This is a genomic window from Geodermatophilus sp. SYSU D00705, from assembly GCF_054050135.1.
The window spans coordinates 70,994-86,368 of sequence record NZ_JBJGYT010000019.1 but is presented as its reverse complement, the minus strand read 5'-3'; the positions used below and the strand labels follow the sequence as shown (position 1 = coordinate 86,368).

Sequence of the window (15,375 nt, the reverse complement as noted above, 5' to 3'; positions counted from 1 at the left end):
TCCGCCGGGTGGACGCCGTAGCGATCCGGGTACCGACCCACGAACCGGCCGGGGTGGGTGAAGCCCCAGGGGGGGGTGGCGGCCTGGACCGTCGAGGCCGCCACCGAGGGCTACGGCGAGTACCGCACCCACAACGCCCTCATGGACCAGGTGATGGGCGCCTACAACCGGGGCGACGGCGCGCTGCGGACGTTCCACGAGGCCATCAAGGACGCCCTCGACCCGAACTCGATCTTGGCGCCGGGCAAGTCCGGGATCTGGGGCCGCAAGTACCGCGACCAGAGGCTCCGAGCCGCACCTGCCACCCGGGGTGGGCGGTGCCGTGGCACGGCCCACCCGGGGCCCCTCTCCTGCTTCCCCACGCGTGCTTCCCCACGTCGTGCTGCGCCACGACGTGATGCGTGGCGCGGCGGTGCCGCAGATGACTCCTCACCGATGGGCCCAACGCCGGGTCCTCCGCTGTGGTTGTGCACAAGAGACGGCGGGTAACGCGGGCGGCGAACCGGGAGCGCGCTCGACTTGAACCCGAGGTCGGCCGCTCCCCTGCTCCGGTCGCGCGTGCGGCTTCCGCGACCAGGAGGACGTCACCATGAACACGAACGAGCGAGTCACCTGGGAGACGTGCCCGACCTGTGGTCGCTGCGCCGCTGTGGGGTGGCGCGACGGATCGCCGGTCGGGGCCGACTGTCCCGGTGGCTGCGGCGTGACCGCCGCCGAGTTCACCCGACGGGTCCTCCACGACGGCCGTTCACGCATCGTCGGGCGATGGACGACCGCGGTGGGCAGATGGATGTGACGCCCGTTCTCCCGCTCACCCACCTGTTTCGGGGCTGCTGCCACCAGTGCACGTTCGTGGCGGGGCCTCCCCCCGGCGTGACCGGTCCCCGGGCTCGCTGACCGACCGCTGCCGGTCGGCAGGTGAGAGCAGGGCACCCACGACGCCGACCACGGTCACCAGGCCACCGACCACGTGCATCACGGCGAAGCCCTCACCCAGTAGCAACCACGCCAGCCCGCCGGACAGGAACGGCATGGCGAGCTGCATCACCGGCGGCACGTTGGCCGGAACCCGCGACAGCGAGTGCGTCGTGAGGAAGTGGCCCAAGCCACCTGGGACGACCGCGATGCCCGCCGCGATCAGCAGGTCCGTGAGGTCGATGCCCGAGACCCGTTCCCCGGCCACCGCAGCGAACACCGAGACGGCCAGTCCGGCGACGACCGCCACCCCCAGCAGGAAGGGCAACGCGCCGATGTGGGCCATCGCCTGCTTGGACCAGACGAAGTAGAAGGCGAAGCACACCACGTTCGCCAGCGCCAACGCCATGCCGACCGGGTTGCCCTCCGGTCCCGTGGTACCCGCCACCACGACCAGCGCCGCGCCGACACCCGCGACCACCGACCAGAGGCGGAAGGCCAGGCCAGGGCGCTCGCCGAAGACCACGAAGGCGAGGACCCCGACGAGGATCGGCTGCAGCACCTGCATCAGGGTCACGTCGACCACCGACGTCGCCTTGATCGAGATCATGAAGAACAGCTGGTGCGCGCCGAAGGCCAGGCCGGCCGCCGCCGTCCACCCCAGCCCACGTCGGCTGCCACGCGTCCCCCGTACCCGGTGCTGCCACAGCGTGAGCGCCCCGAGCAGCAGGGCGCCGATCCACAGACGCCAGAAGGACAGCACGGCACCGGACGTGGTGGAGCCTGCGACCAGCACCGGACCGAGGCTGAACAGCACGACACCGATCCACAGCATGAGCAACGGCCGCTCGTCCAGCGCCTGGACCGCCCTCGCCCGCGTCACCGGAGCGCTCACTGGTCGCGACCTCCCGGTGTCCGAGGGGGCCGGAGGCGTCCAGGCGGGGTCACAGGCAGTAGGAACAGCACCGGCAACCGCACGCGACCGTCCGCGAGCAGCGGAGCATCGCCTCGGGCCCGACGCCTGTCGGCACCGATGCCGGCGCACCGACGGCTGGGACCTCGGAGAGTGCCGCGTGACCCTCCCCGGTCTCGCGCACGGCCGGACGCCACACCCGCCCCTCGCTCCTCGTCCTGGTCCCCTCGGCCTCGGCGGTCAGGCAGCGATCGGTGAGCCGGCGGTAGAACCGTCCCATCACCCGCCCGACGGGCCCGGCCTGCTCCACCGCCAGCGTGACCCGCGTGCCTCCGGTGCCGAGGTCCTCGAGCAGGTGCCGAGCGGTGGTGCGGACGCCCGGGCCGGTGGCCACCCAGGTGAACGAGCGTCCCGGCTCGAGCTCGGTCACCACGTACTCGGTCGGGGGGATCCGGGGCTGCTCCAGCCGGACCCGGGCCCCGACGGCCAGCGGCCCGTCGTCGAGGCGCCGCACCGAGGTCACCGTCGGCGCCCACTCCGGCCACCGCTCGACCTCGCGCAGCACCTCCCACACCCGCTCGACCGGGGCCCCGACGTCGATCCTCGTGCTCCGCTCCACCGGGCCATCCTGCCCCTGGTCGCTCCTGGAGGAGGACCAAGATCATGTGCCACACGCGTCTTGCACGGCCGGAGGACGGATCCGGCCCTGAACGGCCCGTCGTCGCAGTCAGGGTGACCCAGGCGGCGGGCGACCCGGTCCGCGCCCGCGGTGAGCACGGGAGTGCCGACGTACTGGAGAAGTGGAGGTGGTCAAACGGCAGCAAGGCACCCGACCCGGGCGACTACGTGCTCGCGTCGGACGAGGAGCTGTGCCCTGAGACCGGCATGACTCTCTGAGACATCGTCACGCAGCTGGTCAGCCGGGAGGACCCGGTTCTCGTTGCGCCAGGTGACGCCCTCCCGAGGGTCCCACCGGCCCGGCCGTCGTGGAGAGCGCACGGGGCGACCATGACGACGGTGGCGTCGACCACCGCCGAGCGGGAGACGTCCGCAGGCCACCTCGCCCGCCGGTTGGGTGCGCTGCTCCGAGGAGAGACGTGGAGCCTCTCTTCGAGATGACGCGGCTACTGTCCGGACGTGCGCCCTGTCTCCGTGGCGGGTGCGCCGCTGGGAAGCCCGGAGTCCGCCGAGGCGTCGCGCGCCCTGGGCACCGACGTCGTCGATGCACGACCGCTCGGGGTGAACCGCTTGACGAAGTCCAGCGCCGTCTGGGCGACCTCGCGCCAGCCGTGGTCGATCGTGAGGGCGTGGCCTCGGTTCGGCATTCTCACGATCTCCGTCACGGCAGGGTTGCGCCGCTGCCGCTTGTAGGCGGCGTTCGCGATCGCCCACGGCACCGTGTGGTCCTTCTCGCCCTCGATGATCAGCAGGGGGCCGCGGTCGGGGTTCCTCGTGTCGACCGTCGCCTCCGTCCGGGGATTGAGGTTCGCGTTGCCCATCTGCACGAGCGAGAGCCCGGAGCCGGCGACGTGGTACCTGTCGTAGAGCTCCCTCGCTTCCTTCTCGTCGAGCGCGTTGGCCCAGCTGTACTTGAACTGGTCGAACGTGAGCGTGAGCGCCCGGCCGCGAGTGCGCGGGTTGATCAGGAACGGGCCCGCCGACCGGAGTGTGGCGACCGGCAGCGGCAGAACGCCGCGGAAGATCCCGGGGTCGATCGCCACCGTGGCCGCCGAGAGGCCCCGGCCCGCGAGCATCTGCGCCAGCAGACCCCCGGTCGAGTGCCCGATGAGGGCCGGCTTCCTGTCCAGGGCCTTGATGACCTCGGTGGTGTGGTCGGCGATCTGCCTCAAGGACTTCCCGGCGAGGACTTCCGGCTCCGCCCGGGCGGCTTCGATCGTGTCCGGATCGTCCGGCCAGTCCGGCGTGAGCGGTGCATAGCCGGCCTGCCGGAAGAGGTCCGCCCAGTTGGCCCAGCTGCTCGGCAGCAGCCAGAGGCCGTGGATGAAGACGACTGGGGTCTCGCCGGAGGCGTTGGCGGCCTCGATCTCCCGGATCTCCCGCGTGGACGTCGATGCCATGACGAGTCTCCTCCGGTCGGGTGCTGGGAGCTGACGAGGGCCTCAGCAGCGCGATCCCTGCGCCTCGGAACCGCCCCTGCCGCGGTGGCTGCTGGTCGTGTCGGCCTCGCACTGCTGCCACCGGGGTCCTCGCGCGGATCGTCCCGGCCCGTCCTGGCCCGCACCAGTGCTCTTCGTCCCTCGGGACCGGCCCTGCCCGGGGCTCACGACGACGTCGGCCGCTGACGCCCCGGAGGTCGTCCACCTCGTCGACGACGACCGGTGCTATGGCGGTGCGCGATCCGGCCCGATCGCTCCAGTCCCACTGAAGCGGCCCTCAGATCCACGGCGAGTTCACCGGTCGACCCGGGCCGATGGACTCCAGTGAACGGCCGCGGGCCCGCGGCCGACGGCTGGGTCAAGGGTCGCAGCTCGAGATCCTGTCGGCCCGACCCTCTGCAACCATCGGCACGAGCACCCTCCGCGCCGATCGCGCCGCGCTGTCTCGTCACCCCTGGCCGCGCCCCGGCTGTCCGAGCGCGGCCGGCGGCGCGTTGCCCGCGGTCGCACCCTTCGCGTACTGCGGCGTCGTCAGGTAGACGAACTCGTAGACGCCGTCCGCCGCGAGCTCGTCGGTGATGATGCCCTCGCCGATCCGGATGCCGTTCTTGACGAGCAGTTCCTGATGCACCGGGAACGCGGCCTGCACCACCGGGTTGCCCAGGACCTCGAGCCCCCAGGAGTCCGAGCCGATGATGGCGGGGCGCCGATCAGCCAGGAAACGCCCCTCGGCCAGGTAGATGCCCGGCTCCTGGGCCAGGAAGCGCTCCGGCTCGCTTCGAGCGATCTTGTTCCAGCCGGTCCGCAGCAGCACGACGTCGCCGGGGTCGATGTGTCGGATGCCGCCCCGAGTCGCCGCGGCCCTCAGGTCCGAGATCGTGATCCGGTAGTTGTCGCGCAGGACCGGGTCGCCGTCCTTGCTGCGCGACAGTGCCTCGCTGGCTCCTTCGGCGAGCTTCAGGCCCAGCACGTCGAGCAGGATGCCGCGGGTGACGATCGGCCCCATGTGCTCGTTGCCGAGCCTGGTCGTCCCGCTGGGCGTCGCGATGTCCGGGCCCCGGAAGCCGTTGTAGAAGGTCGGCCCGACGCCGACGTGGTTCAGCCCGTCGAGCTGAGTGACGATCTGGTAGGTGTGCCCCTGGGGGAAGCGCTCCTCGTGGATGCTGACCCGGTTGGGGCCCAGCGGTTCCGTGCTCTGCAGGATTCCGCCGCCCTCGGCGAAGCCGGCGGGAGGCTCGTAACCGAGGACCGTGAGCCGCTGCTCGTACACCCGCGGCGGCGTGGTCTGGTAGGCCGGAAAACCGTTGGTCATCAGCTCGCCCAGGTTGTACGTCTTCACCGGCGAGCCGTCGGCCAGCAGCCGCAGGGCGGAGGCGGTCTTGCCGGCCGTCACCTCGTTGAACGTGCCTCGCTGGTCAGTCGGGCCGTAGCGAGACGGCGCCCAGCCGCCGCCCTCGGCGAAAGCCACGTCGAACATCTCATCGTCGTAGTCGCCGCCGCCGATGGCATCGCCGGGTCCCGCCGCAGCGGCCGACGACGCGCCGGTCAGACCAACGACGCCGAGAGCGGCCGCGCCGGCCACCCCGAGTGCGGAGCGGCGGGACAGGGTGGTGTGGGCCGAGAAGAGGTCGGGACGCATGGGTGCTCCTCCGGACGCAGGAGCCGACCGTACGGGGGCCGGTGTGACGCGGACAACACTCGTCACCGCCGACACCCCGACGTCGGAACGGCTTCGACGAGCCCTGGCTGCTGGACGCCGACCAACGACGCAGCGTCAGCAGCGCTCGCACGGAAAGCCACCAACGTCCCGAGCACGAGGATGAGAGAGGGCTCGCCAGCGCGGCGTGGCGGCAGACCGGCTTCGTGTTCGCCACCGAGTTCGGCGAGCCCTTCGACCCCGCAACGCCGTCCGGCCCCTGCCCGCCGCCGCTGCCAGGGCCCTGCTCGAGCCCCGCAGCGATGGCGGTCAGGTCGCGGCTCCGGTCGATCCAGCCGAGTAGTCGCGAACCGCTGACATAGGGTGCCCGGAGATCAGCTTCCCTCCCAGGGCTGGAGCCCCGTTGGACACTGCTCTCACCGATCCCGATCAGGCTGTGGTGCTCGTCGTCGACGTGCAGAACGACTACTGCCACCCCGAGGGCACGCTCGGCCGGCGCGGGGTGGACTGCGCGCAGGCGCTGGCCGCCGTCGAACGGATCGGGGTACTGCTGCCGGCGGCACGGAACGCCGGCATCCCGGTCCTGCACGTGCACACCCAACACTCGCGGTGGACCGACACCCCGGGGTGGCGCCGTCGAGGACTGGGCGGCACGACCATCGAGCCCGAGACCGACCCGATCGTGGCGGCGGGGGGCTGGGGCGCCGAGCCGTACGGGGACCTGGTCGCCCCCGAGGACTTCACCTTCGTCAAGCACCGGTACTCCGCATTCGCCTTCACCCCGCTGGACCTGGTGCTGAGCGCGCTGGCCCGCCCGACGCTGGTGCTGGTCGGGCTCACCTCCGACGTCTGCGTCCGGGCCACCGGCGTCGATGCGGTGTCCCGTGGCCACCTGGCCGTGCTCGTGGGCGACGCGACGGCCACGGTCGGGGTGATCCCGCAGGCCACCGCCTGCGCCGAGTTCGCCGCCACCATCGGGCCGGTCGTCACCAGCACCGACCTGCTCGCCTCGTGGGGCCTTCCCACGGAGTCGGCCGCCGGCGCTCCTTAGACTCGACCTGTGGCGATCAGCGAAGATCGGGCGACACAGACCGTCGCCCCTCACCTCGCCCACCTGCCCGGCCACCTGATCCGCCGGGCCAGTCAGGTCCACAACGAGATGTGGACGCGCTATGTGCCCGGCCCGGTCTCGTCGGTCCAGTACGCCGTCCTGTCGACCCTGGCTCGCCACGAGCCTCTCGACCAGGCCAGCGTCGCCCGACTGACCGCGCTGGACCCGGCGAGCACGCACGCCGTCGTCCACAGGTTGAAGGCAGCCGGCCACCTGACCATGCAGCGTTCCACCGAGGACGGCCGCCGCTTCGAGTTGCGGCTCACCGACAGTGGCCGGGTCCTGTACGGAACGGTCGAACCGCGGGTGCAGGAACTCGCCAAGGCGCTCAGGGAGCGGTTGCCTCCGGCGAAGACCACCGTCTTCCTCGAGCTCCTCGAGGAGTTCATCGCCGCTCCGTGAGGTTGGAGATTTGTTGACGTACGAACCTTCGACCCTGTTCAATGAGCCGCGTCACACAACGGGCCCTTGATGAGACGCGGCTGACAGGCCGGTCCATCTGCCGCAGTGTCAGCAGCCCTGCCCGAACGAGCCCCGCTCGACCGCTCGCGCGCCTGTCCATGTCCCCACCCAGGAGGGCCACGACGATGTCCACACAGCCGGCCGACCAGGACTCCCTGCACGACCTCGAGTTCGGTCTCTTCGACTGGATCGACGCACACCCCGGGATGACGGCCGCCGAGGTCTACGACGCCCGGCTGCGGGTGCTCGCCGAGGCCGACCGGAGCGGGTTCTCCACCTATCACATCGCCGAGCACCACGGCACGCCGCTGGGCCTGGCGCCGTCCCCGTCGGTGTTCATCGCCGCCGCCGCGCGCGAGACCGAGCGCATCCGGCTGGCACCGACCACCTTCATCGTGCCGCTGTACGACCCCCTGCGGCTGGTGCAGGAGATCTGCATGCTCGACCAGCTCAGCCACGGCCGGCTGGACGTCGGGGTCGGGAAGGGCTCCTCCCCCATCGAGGCGGCCATGTTCGGGCTGAGCGCGCCGGAGACCGCCGAGCGCTTCGAGGAACTGTTCCCGGCCATCGTCGAGGCGATGGAGACCGGCCGGTTCCGCCGCCCCGGCGCCGAGGGCGCTGCGGGCGAGGAGATCCCCCTGCACGTGCCGGTGTACCAGCGCCCGCACCCGCCGCTGTGGTACCCGTCGTCCAACGCCGCCTCGATCCCCCGGCTGGGCGACCAGGGCTACAACGTGCTGTTCGGGTTCGGCTTCGCGTCCCCGCCGTTGGACGTCGTCCGCGAGCAGAGCCGGGTCTTCTTCACCCACTTCCGGGAGTCCGCCGAGCGCGGCACCGTCCGCTACAGCCTGCCCGGGGTGACGCCGCGCTTCGGCATGCTGCGCCACGTCCTCGTCGCCCCGACCGACGAGCAGGCCGCCGCCATCGCCCGGCCGGCGTTCGACGCCCACTACGAGAGCTTCACCCACCTGTGGCGGCTGCACGGCAGCGACCGCTTCACCGGCCCGCTCGACTTCGACCAGCTCGTGGCCGAGCGCAAGCTGTTCATCGGGTCCCCCGAGACCGTCGCCGCCCAGGTCGCCGAGGCGACGACCGTCGGGGAGATCAACTACCTCGCCGGCGCCTTCGCGTGGGGCTCCCTGGACGTCGACTCGGTGCTCTCCTCGGTGCGACTGTTCCGCGACCGGGTCATCCCGGCCGTCCGGTCAGCGAGCGCGCGAGAGGCCGTCCTCACGCACTCCACATCCGGCACCGCCTGAACGCCTTCGCTGGAGTCCGCTCCACCCCAGCTCGACCGTCACCCGCACCACACGCCATGCGATCCGCCCACCGTCGAGAGGCTCTCCATGTCACGTCTGCGCCTGACCGTCCTACTGTCGTGCTCGGTGCTGCTCGCCGCCTGCGGCGGTGACGACGGCGAAGCCAGCGGCGCCGGGACCGTCGACTCCCCCCGCCAGGTCACTGTCGGCGTCATCCCCATCGCGGACGTCGCCCCCCTATACCTCGGCGTCGATCAGGGCTTCTTCTCGGACCGCGGGCTGGACGTCGAACTGGTGACCGGCCAGGGCGGAGCCGCGCTGGTGCCCGCCGTGGTGAGTGGCGAGCAGGACTTCGCCTTCAGCAACACCCTGTCTCTGATGGTCGGCCGGGAGGCCGGGCTCCCCATCCGCGTCGTCGCACCGGGCAACGCGTCCACCGGCGACCCCTCGGACGACTTCGGCTGCGTGCTGGTGCCGCCGGGGAGCCCGCTCCAGTCCGTCGCCGAACTGGCCGGCAAGCGGGTCAGCACCAACACGCTGAACAACATCAACGTCGCGGTCATCCGTGACATCGTCGACCGTGCCGGAGCCGACTCCTCGACCATCGAGTTCCTCGAGATCGCCCACCCCGACGTCCCGCAGGCCGTCGCCGGCGGACAGGTGGACGCTGCCACCTCCGTCGAGCCGTTCAAGACGATCGCGCTGCAGCAGGGGGCGCGCTGTCTGTCGAACGTGTTCGCCGAGGCCCAGGAGGAGCCCCTGCTCATCGGCGCCTACTTCACCTCCGAGCAGATCGCGCAGTCCGACCCCGAGCTGGTGGAGGCCTTCGTGGCCGGTCTGCAGGAGTCGTTCGCCTACGCCTCCGAGAACCCCGAGGAGGCGCGCGAGATCCTGGGCAGTTACACCGAGCTGAGCCCCGAGCTCGCCGACGCCATCACCCTGGCGACGTGGCCGCAGGAACTGGAGCGGGGGTCGTTCGAGTACATGTCGGAGGTCGGTGCCCGCTACGGGATCCTCGAGACCCCAGCCGACCTCGACGCGCTCCTGCCGGCCGAGTGACACGCCGCGCGCAGCCGGTCGTCGACGACGGCGACCGGGAGGACCGTCGAGTGACCACCACAGCGTGGACGACCAGCAGGAGGACGCCGTGACCGACCCATCCCCCGCGACCGTGGACCCGGGCACCGTCGTCGTCGTGACCGGTGGTGCGCGCGGTATCGGCGCCGCCCTGTGTCGGCACCTGGCCGCGGAGGGCGCGGTCGTGGTCGTCGCCGACCTGGCCGACGGGACTGCCCTCGTGGACGAACTGACCGCGGCCGGGCTCGAGGCGTCCTCCGTCCGGACCGACGTCAGTGACGATGCGGCATGGAGCCATCTGGTGGACACCGTCGTCGAACGCCACGGCCACGTCGACGCCTTGGTCAACAACGCCGGGGTCTACCACGACCTGGGCGGGAAGATCCCCTTCACCGACATCGCGGTCGAGGACTGGGACCGGGTCATGGCGGTCAACACCCGCGGCGTCTGGCTCGGGATGCGCGCCGTCCACCCGGTGATGAAGCGGCAGGGCTGGGGGCGCATCGTCAACATGGCCTCCTCGACCGTGCACATGGGCGTCCCGTACTTCGCCCACTACACCGCGTCCAAGGGGGCTGTGATCGCCCTGACGCGGAGCGTCGCCCGGGAGGTGGGGGTCGACGGCATCACGGTGAACGCCGTGGCCCCCGGCCTGGTGGAGACCGAGGCGACCCGCGCGCTCAACGATCCCGACTACCTCGCCGCATCCGCCGGGAGACGAGCCATCCCGCGCCCCATGGTCCCCGGGGACCTGGGGCCCACGGTCTCCTTCCTGTGTAGCCGCCGGAGCGACTTCATCACCGGTCAGACGCTGGTCGTCGACGGCGGGGTCACCTTCGTCTGAACACAGATCCGTCCCACTCCCCGTCACTGGCTGCCGCCGTCCGGCCCGATGAGGCAGTTCCGGGGGTTGCCGGCGGGGCTCCGTCACGAGATCGACAGCACCAGCCTGAGCGATGAGGACACGCATGACGACGCCCGACCGCCCGGCGTCCCCTCTCGAGACGCCCTCCTCGGCCGGCAACCCGCGTGAGCCTGCCGGGGGTCACCGTCCGGTCGACGGGGTGACGGTGTACCGCGACGTCGTCTACGCCGAGGTGGCCGGGCTCGACCTCCAGGTGGATCTGTACCTCCCCGACGCCCGTCCCGCTCCACTGTGCCTGTGGCTGCATGGTGGCGGCTGGATGCGTGGTTCCCGAACGGACCGGGCCCAGGAGCGCCTCGTTCCCATGGCCCGCAGGGGCGTCGCGGTGGCCGCGGTCCAGTACCGGCTCAGCGGTCAGGCTGTCTTTCCCGCACAGCTCGACGACGTCCGTGCAGCGATCCGGTGGCTTCGGGCACACGCCGGCGAGTACGGCCTGGACGCCGGCCGGATCGGGGCGTGGGGCGCCTCGGCCGGCGGCCACCTGGCCTCTCTGGTGGCCCTCGTCCACGACGAACGGGACGCCGAACTGGGTGACTCGTCCATCCAGGCCGTCGTCCCGTGGTTCGCCCCGTCGGACCTGCTCCGGATGGCCACCGACGTCCCCGAGGGGCCGCGACCGCCGTTCCTGAGCGGACCGATGCCGGAGCCGCCGCACGAGGCGCGGCTGCTGGGCGTGGAGGCTGCGGCGTCCCGGCCGGAGGAGGCCCGCGCGGCCAGCCCGGTGACCCACGCCCACGCCGGAGCGCCGCCCTTTCTCCTGGTCCACGGAGACAGCGACGGCCTCATCCCGTCCCAGCACAGCCGCCGCCTGTACGAGGCGCTGCGCGCCCAGGGCGCCGAGGCGAGCCTGTGGCTGCTGCACGGGGCCAACCACGAGGACCCCGCCTTCGAAGAGCCAGCGAGTCTGGCCGCGGTCAGCGGCTTCCTGCGGGCCGTGCTCGGTGCTGACGGACAGCCCTCGTGCGAGGAGCAGTGACGGACGGCGCCGATCACGCGACAGCGCGGCACGAGGATCCTCGACACGCCGCCCGGACGCGTCAAGGCGACGACCCGATCTGGTGTATCCGCCTTGCACGACAACATGCCAGTCGTTCACACCTGCCGTCCGGGTCCGGGACAACGGCGGCGCGGCACGCGTCGCGCACGCTTTGTTCACGGGCGGGAGGAAGACATCGTCGCGGGCCTCGGCGAGCCGCGCGTGGGCGATGCGCTGGTAGCCGCGGGTCAGGAGGTGCTCGGCCTCCAGGCGGCCCATGAGCCAGTTCGCGCCCCCGGGCCGCGACGACGCCCGGGCGAGCTCGATCGTGCGCACACCGAGAGCCGTCAGGACTGCACGCTCGGCGTCGCTGAGGTCAACGAATGCCACCACCGCACGGGGCCGCACGGTCGTCACCATCGACTCGAGGGTGCCGCGCGACGCCGTCGCCGACCACCACGACCATCACCCACGACTACGACCGCGTCGTCGTCGACGAGGAGCGGCTCACCGCCGTCCTCGCCGTCCTCGTCATCGTGCGCGGCACGGCGCAGGGCGTGCTCTACGCGGCCGTACGAAACGACCAGCCCATCGGCGACCGGGCCATGCGGTTGGCCGCGGTCGTCTCCGGCCGGCTCTGCAGGACGCAGAGGAGCTCCAGCAGCCCGCGCCCGCGGAGACGGCGGATCCGGTCCCCCGCCGCCCTTGACGACCTGGTCCAGGTGATCGCCGAGACCGCCGATCCCGATCTGGCTCCGCGGGAGGCCGACGCCCGGTGATCGCGTCACCGGCCGCCGCGCCGCCCGTTCTTCGTCACACGCTCATGCACAGGCGGTGGAGGCGCGCCGAGCGGTTCCCGGCTCTTGCTCGGAGTCAGCCCGGCCACCGATTCCCGACCGTCGCGAACGCGCAACCGTGGCCTGCCAAGTCGTACGGAGTGCCGGAGGAGGCACCATGTCCAGGGTCATCACCATCCGTCGCCAGACGACCGGCCCCAGCGCGACGCCGGCGAGCGTCACCGGCGCAATGGCTGTCGGCGCCCGCATCCTTGGGCCGTCGGCGATGGGGCCTCTTGCTCTTGCGGTGACCGCAGTCGGCGCGATGGCCGTCGGCCGGCTCGCGATTGCCAACGCGGTGATCCGAAGACTGCGCGCCGAGGAGATCGAGATCGGGTCGCTCAAGGTTCGCGAGCTCGAGGTGGCCGGCCAGCGGTGGACCAACTCCACCATCGCGTCAAGGTCGAATGCCGATCAGCAGTCGTAGCCGCTCAGGGTGAAGGCGGCAGACGCGGTCTTGGTCGACTACACACAGTCGCTCCGGCGGCACCGTCGGCAGGTGCTTCCCGACACCTCAGTCGTAACGCAGGACGCGCCCTCTCCCCCACCCTCGAGGTCGTTGCTGAGCGTGAGGGCTCGGAGGGTCACACCCCGCAGCCCCGACCTCCGCCATGGGCGAAAGCCGAGTCGGTTCACTCGCCCGCAGCCCCGAGATACTGGCCGGTGAGGCTGTGCGGGTGTGCAGCGAGGGCACCCGGCGGCCCAGTGACGACGACGGTGCCGCCGCGGGGCCCAGCGCCGGGCCCCAGCTCGACGACGTGGTCCGCCGCGCCGACCACCGCAAGGTCGTGGCTGGCCGCCACCACCGTGGCCCCCCGGTCGACCAGACGGTGCAGGTGCGTCACCAGCATCTCGACGTCGGCCGGGTGCAGGCCGGTGGTCGGCTCGTCGAGCAGGTAGACGGTCTCCGCGCCGCCGCGCCGTGGCCGAGCGAGCTCGGTGGCGGTCTTCAGCCGCTGCGCCTCGCCGCCGGAGAGCTCGGTCGCCGGCTGCCCGAGCCGTAGGTAGTGCAGGCCGACGTGCCGGAGCGCCGCGAGAGGGCCGGCGACCGCCGGCACGCCACGGAAGAACCCGGCGGCCTCTTCCACCGTGAGGTCGAGGACCTCCGCGATCGTCGCTCCCCGGTAGGTCACCTTCAGCGTCTCCGGGTTGTACCGGCCCCCGTCGCAGGAGGCGCAGCGCGCGTAGAGCGACGGCAGGAAGAGCAGCTCGACGCTGACGTACCCCTCCCCCTCGCAGTCGGGGCACCGGCCGGCCGGCCGGTTGAAGGAGAACCGACCGGCGTCGTACCCCCAGCGGCGCGCCTCGGCGGTCGCGGCGAACAGCGCACGCACGGCGTCGAACAGGCCGGTGTAGGTGGCGAGGTTGGACCGCGGGGTCCGCCCGATCGGGGTCTGGTCCAGCCGGACGACACGCCACCCGCCGCCCTCGGCCGCGACCGCCACCTCGTCGAGCAGACTGCTCTTCCCCGAGCCGGACACCCCGGTGACGACCGTCAGCACCCGGCGCGGCAGGTCGACGTCGATGCCCCGCAGGTTGTGGCGGGACAGCCCCCGCAGCGTCACGTGCCCGTCGGGGACGCGCGCCCGCCGCGGCGCCACCGGGGCTCGCCCGAACAGGTACCGGCGGGTGATCGACGCGGCGACGCCGGCCAGCTCCGCCACCGGCCCGCTGTGCAGCACCCGGCCCCCGGCAACCCCGGCGCCGGGCCCGACGTCGACCAGCCACTCGGCCTGCCGCACCACGGCCATGTCGTGCTCGACGACGAACACCGAGTTGCCCGCCGTCCGCAGTCGCCGGAGCACCTCGACGACGGCGGCGGTGTCGGCCGGGTGCAGTCCCGCGGAGGGCTCGTCGAACACGTAGACGACGCCGAACAGGCCGGCCCGGACCGTCGCCGCCAGCCGCAGCCGCTGCAGTTCCCCGGCCGACAGCGAGGGCACCGGGCGGGCCATCGTCAGGTGCCCCAGACCGAGCCCGGTCAGCGTCTCGATGCGCTCCACCAGGTCCTCGACCAGACCCTTGGCGACCGGGGCGGCGAGGCCGGCGCCGGTCAGCAGCGCGCCCAGCTCGTCGAGCGGCAGCGCCGTCATCTCGTCGATGGCGTACCCGCCCACGGTGACCGCCAATGCCTCCTGCCGCAGCCGCCGGCCGGCGCACGCGGGACAGTCCACCGTCTCGACGAACTGCAGCGCCCGTCGCCGCAGCGCCTCGCTCTTCGTCGTCGCGATCGTGTGCAGCACGTATCGGCGGGCGCTCGTGTACGTGCCCGCGTAGGGACCTTGCACCGTCGTCGCGTCGCGGACCGGGGTCACCGTGACCACCGGCTGCTCGTCGGTGAACAGGATCCAGTCCCGCTCCTCCTGCGGCAGCTCCTGCCAGGGGCGGTCCACGTCGTGCCCCAGGGCGCCGAGGATGTCGCGGAGGTTCTTGCCGTGCCAGGCACCCGGCCAGGCCGCGATCGCCTTCTGCCGGATGCTCAGAGACGGGTCGGGGACCAACGTCTCCTCGGTGGTCCGGTAGGTGCGGCCCAGCCCCGAGCAGGCCGGGCAGGCACCCGCGTGCGTGTTCGGCGAGAACGCCTCGGAGTCCAGCGGCGGCGCGCCCTCCACCGCCGTGCGGGCGCGCGAGAACAGCAACCGGAGCGTGTTCGACAGCGTCGAGAGGCTGCCCACCGTGGAGCGGTCGCTGACCCCACCGCCGCGCTGCTGACGCAGCCCGACCGCTGGGGGCAGACCTCCGACGTCGTCCACGTCGGGGGCCGCCACCTGGGTGATCAGCCGGCGCGCGTGCGGGGCGAGCACCTCCAGGTACCGGCGCTGCGCCTCGGCGAACACCGTCCCGAAGGCCAAGGACGACTTCCCCGACCCGGAGACGCCGGTGAACGCGACCAGCGCGTCGCGCGGGACGTCGACGTCGACGTCGCGCAGGTTGTGCACACGGGTACCGCGCACCCGGACGAACCCGCCGCTGGGATCGGTCGCCGCGGCCGGCGGCTCAACCAACTGAGTAGGACGTCGCGATCCGGGCCGGCGCCGGTCCGGTCTCGTCGGCGAGCGCGCCGCGCGACTCGGAGTGCTGGTCAGCACGGCCCGGCCAGCACCCCGCGACCAGGCGCGCCGGCTCC

13 protein-coding genes are annotated in these 15,375 nt (G+C 72.2%); 8 read left to right on the top strand and 5 right to left on the bottom strand.

The annotated features are described in order from the left end of the window. Positions 1 to 811 precede the first annotated feature (811 nt). The 4 genes from ACI78Q_RS15685 to ACI78Q_RS15670 all read right to left on the bottom strand — a co-directional run bounded on the left by ACI78Q_RS15685 (position 812) and on the right by ACI78Q_RS15670 (position 5,584). Positions 812 to 1,810 carry a DMT family transporter gene (locus ACI78Q_RS15685; protein ID WP_456924333.1) on the bottom strand — a complete coding sequence of 333 codons (999 nt, stop codon included), beginning with the start codon at positions 1,808 to 1,810 and terminating at the stop codon, positions 812 to 814. Between the two features lie 49 nt (positions 1,811 to 1,859). Further along, positions 1,860 to 2,447 carry an SRPBCC family protein gene (locus ACI78Q_RS15680; RefSeq protein WP_456924332.1) on the bottom strand — a complete coding sequence of 196 codons (588 nt, stop codon included), beginning with the start codon at positions 2,445 to 2,447 and terminating at the stop codon, positions 1,860 to 1,862. Between the two features lie 505 nt (positions 2,448 to 2,952). Then, positions 2,953 to 3,906, bottom strand: coding sequence for an alpha/beta hydrolase (locus tag ACI78Q_RS15675; RefSeq protein WP_456924331.1), 954 nt, complete (start codon positions 3,904 to 3,906; stop codon positions 2,953 to 2,955). A 487-nt stretch (positions 3,907 to 4,393) separates the two neighbouring features. Continuing rightward, entirely contained in the window at positions 4,394 to 5,584 is a 1,191-nt protein-coding gene (locus ACI78Q_RS15670) for a cyclase family protein (protein WP_456924330.1), read from the bottom strand. Between the two features lie 421 nt (positions 5,585 to 6,005). On the opposite strand from ACI78Q_RS15670, the gene ACI78Q_RS15665 reads away from it, so the two are divergent. From ACI78Q_RS15665 to ACI78Q_RS15630, 8 genes are all read left to right on the top strand, one after another. Beyond that, complete coding sequence (locus tag ACI78Q_RS15665; RefSeq protein ID WP_456924329.1) at positions 6,006 to 6,653, top strand: cysteine hydrolase family protein; 648 nt, start codon at positions 6,006 to 6,008, stop codon at positions 6,651 to 6,653. Between the two features lie 9 nt (positions 6,654 to 6,662). Continuing rightward, a complete protein-coding gene (locus ACI78Q_RS15660) occupies positions 6,663 to 7,115 on the top strand; it encodes a MarR family winged helix-turn-helix transcriptional regulator (protein WP_456924328.1) in 453 nt (150 codons plus the stop codon). Between the two features lie 185 nt (positions 7,116 to 7,300). Beyond that, on the top strand, positions 7,301 to 8,434 hold the full coding sequence (locus ACI78Q_RS15655; protein ID WP_456924327.1) for an LLM class flavin-dependent oxidoreductase: 1,134 nt from the start codon (positions 7,301 to 7,303) through the stop codon (positions 8,432 to 8,434). Positions 8,435 to 8,560: 126 nt separating this feature from the next. Next, on the top strand, positions 8,561 to 9,493 hold the full coding sequence (locus ACI78Q_RS15650; protein WP_456924326.1) for an ABC transporter substrate-binding protein: 933 nt from the start codon (positions 8,561 to 8,563) through the stop codon (positions 9,491 to 9,493). An 88-nt stretch (positions 9,494 to 9,581) separates the two neighbouring features. Beyond that, a complete protein-coding gene (locus ACI78Q_RS15645) occupies positions 9,582 to 10,355 on the top strand; it encodes an SDR family NAD(P)-dependent oxidoreductase (RefSeq protein ID WP_456924325.1) in 774 nt (257 codons plus the stop codon). 220 nt (positions 10,356 to 10,575) lie between these two features. After that, positions 10,576 to 11,412: an alpha/beta hydrolase fold domain-containing protein gene (locus ACI78Q_RS15640; protein ID WP_456924324.1), complete on the top strand. Its 837-nt coding sequence runs from the start codon at positions 10,576 to 10,578 to the stop codon at positions 11,410 to 11,412. A 383-nt stretch (positions 11,413 to 11,795) separates the two neighbouring features. After that, positions 11,796 to 12,191: a hypothetical protein gene (locus ACI78Q_RS15635; RefSeq protein ID WP_456924323.1), complete on the top strand. Its 396-nt coding sequence runs from the start codon at positions 11,796 to 11,798 to the stop codon at positions 12,189 to 12,191. A 175-nt stretch (positions 12,192 to 12,366) separates the two neighbouring features. After that, positions 12,367 to 12,675 carry a hypothetical protein gene (locus ACI78Q_RS15630; RefSeq protein WP_456924322.1) on the top strand — a complete coding sequence of 103 codons (309 nt, stop codon included), beginning with the start codon at positions 12,367 to 12,369 and terminating at the stop codon, positions 12,673 to 12,675. 205 nt (positions 12,676 to 12,880) lie between these two features. Here the strand turns inward: ACI78Q_RS15630 and ACI78Q_RS15625 are convergent, their stop codons facing one another. Then, positions 12,881 to 15,253, bottom strand: coding sequence for a hypothetical protein (locus ACI78Q_RS15625; protein ID WP_456924321.1), 2,373 nt, complete (start codon positions 15,251 to 15,253; stop codon positions 12,881 to 12,883). Positions 15,254 to 15,375: the final 122 nt, after the last annotated feature.

Excerpts from the sequence above, each read along its gene's own strand:
- ACI78Q_RS15670 (WP_456924330.1), bottom strand. The coding sequence starts at position 5,584 with ATGCGTCCCGACCTCTTCTCGGCCCACACCACCCTGTCCCGCCGCTCC.
- ACI78Q_RS15630 (WP_456924322.1), top strand. The coding sequence starts at position 12,367 with ATGTCCAGGGTCATCACCATCCGTCGCCAGACGACCGGCCCCAGCGCG.
- ACI78Q_RS15635 (WP_456924323.1), top strand. The coding sequence starts at position 11,796 with ATGCCACCACCGCACGGGGCCGCACGGTCGTCACCATCGACTCGAGGG.
- ACI78Q_RS15655 (WP_456924327.1), top strand. The coding sequence starts at position 7,301 with ATGTCCACACAGCCGGCCGACCAGGACTCCCTGCACGACCTCGAGTTC.
- ACI78Q_RS15675 (WP_456924331.1), bottom strand. The coding sequence starts at position 3,906 with ATGGCATCGACGTCCACGCGGGAGATCCGGGAGATCGAGGCCGCCAAC.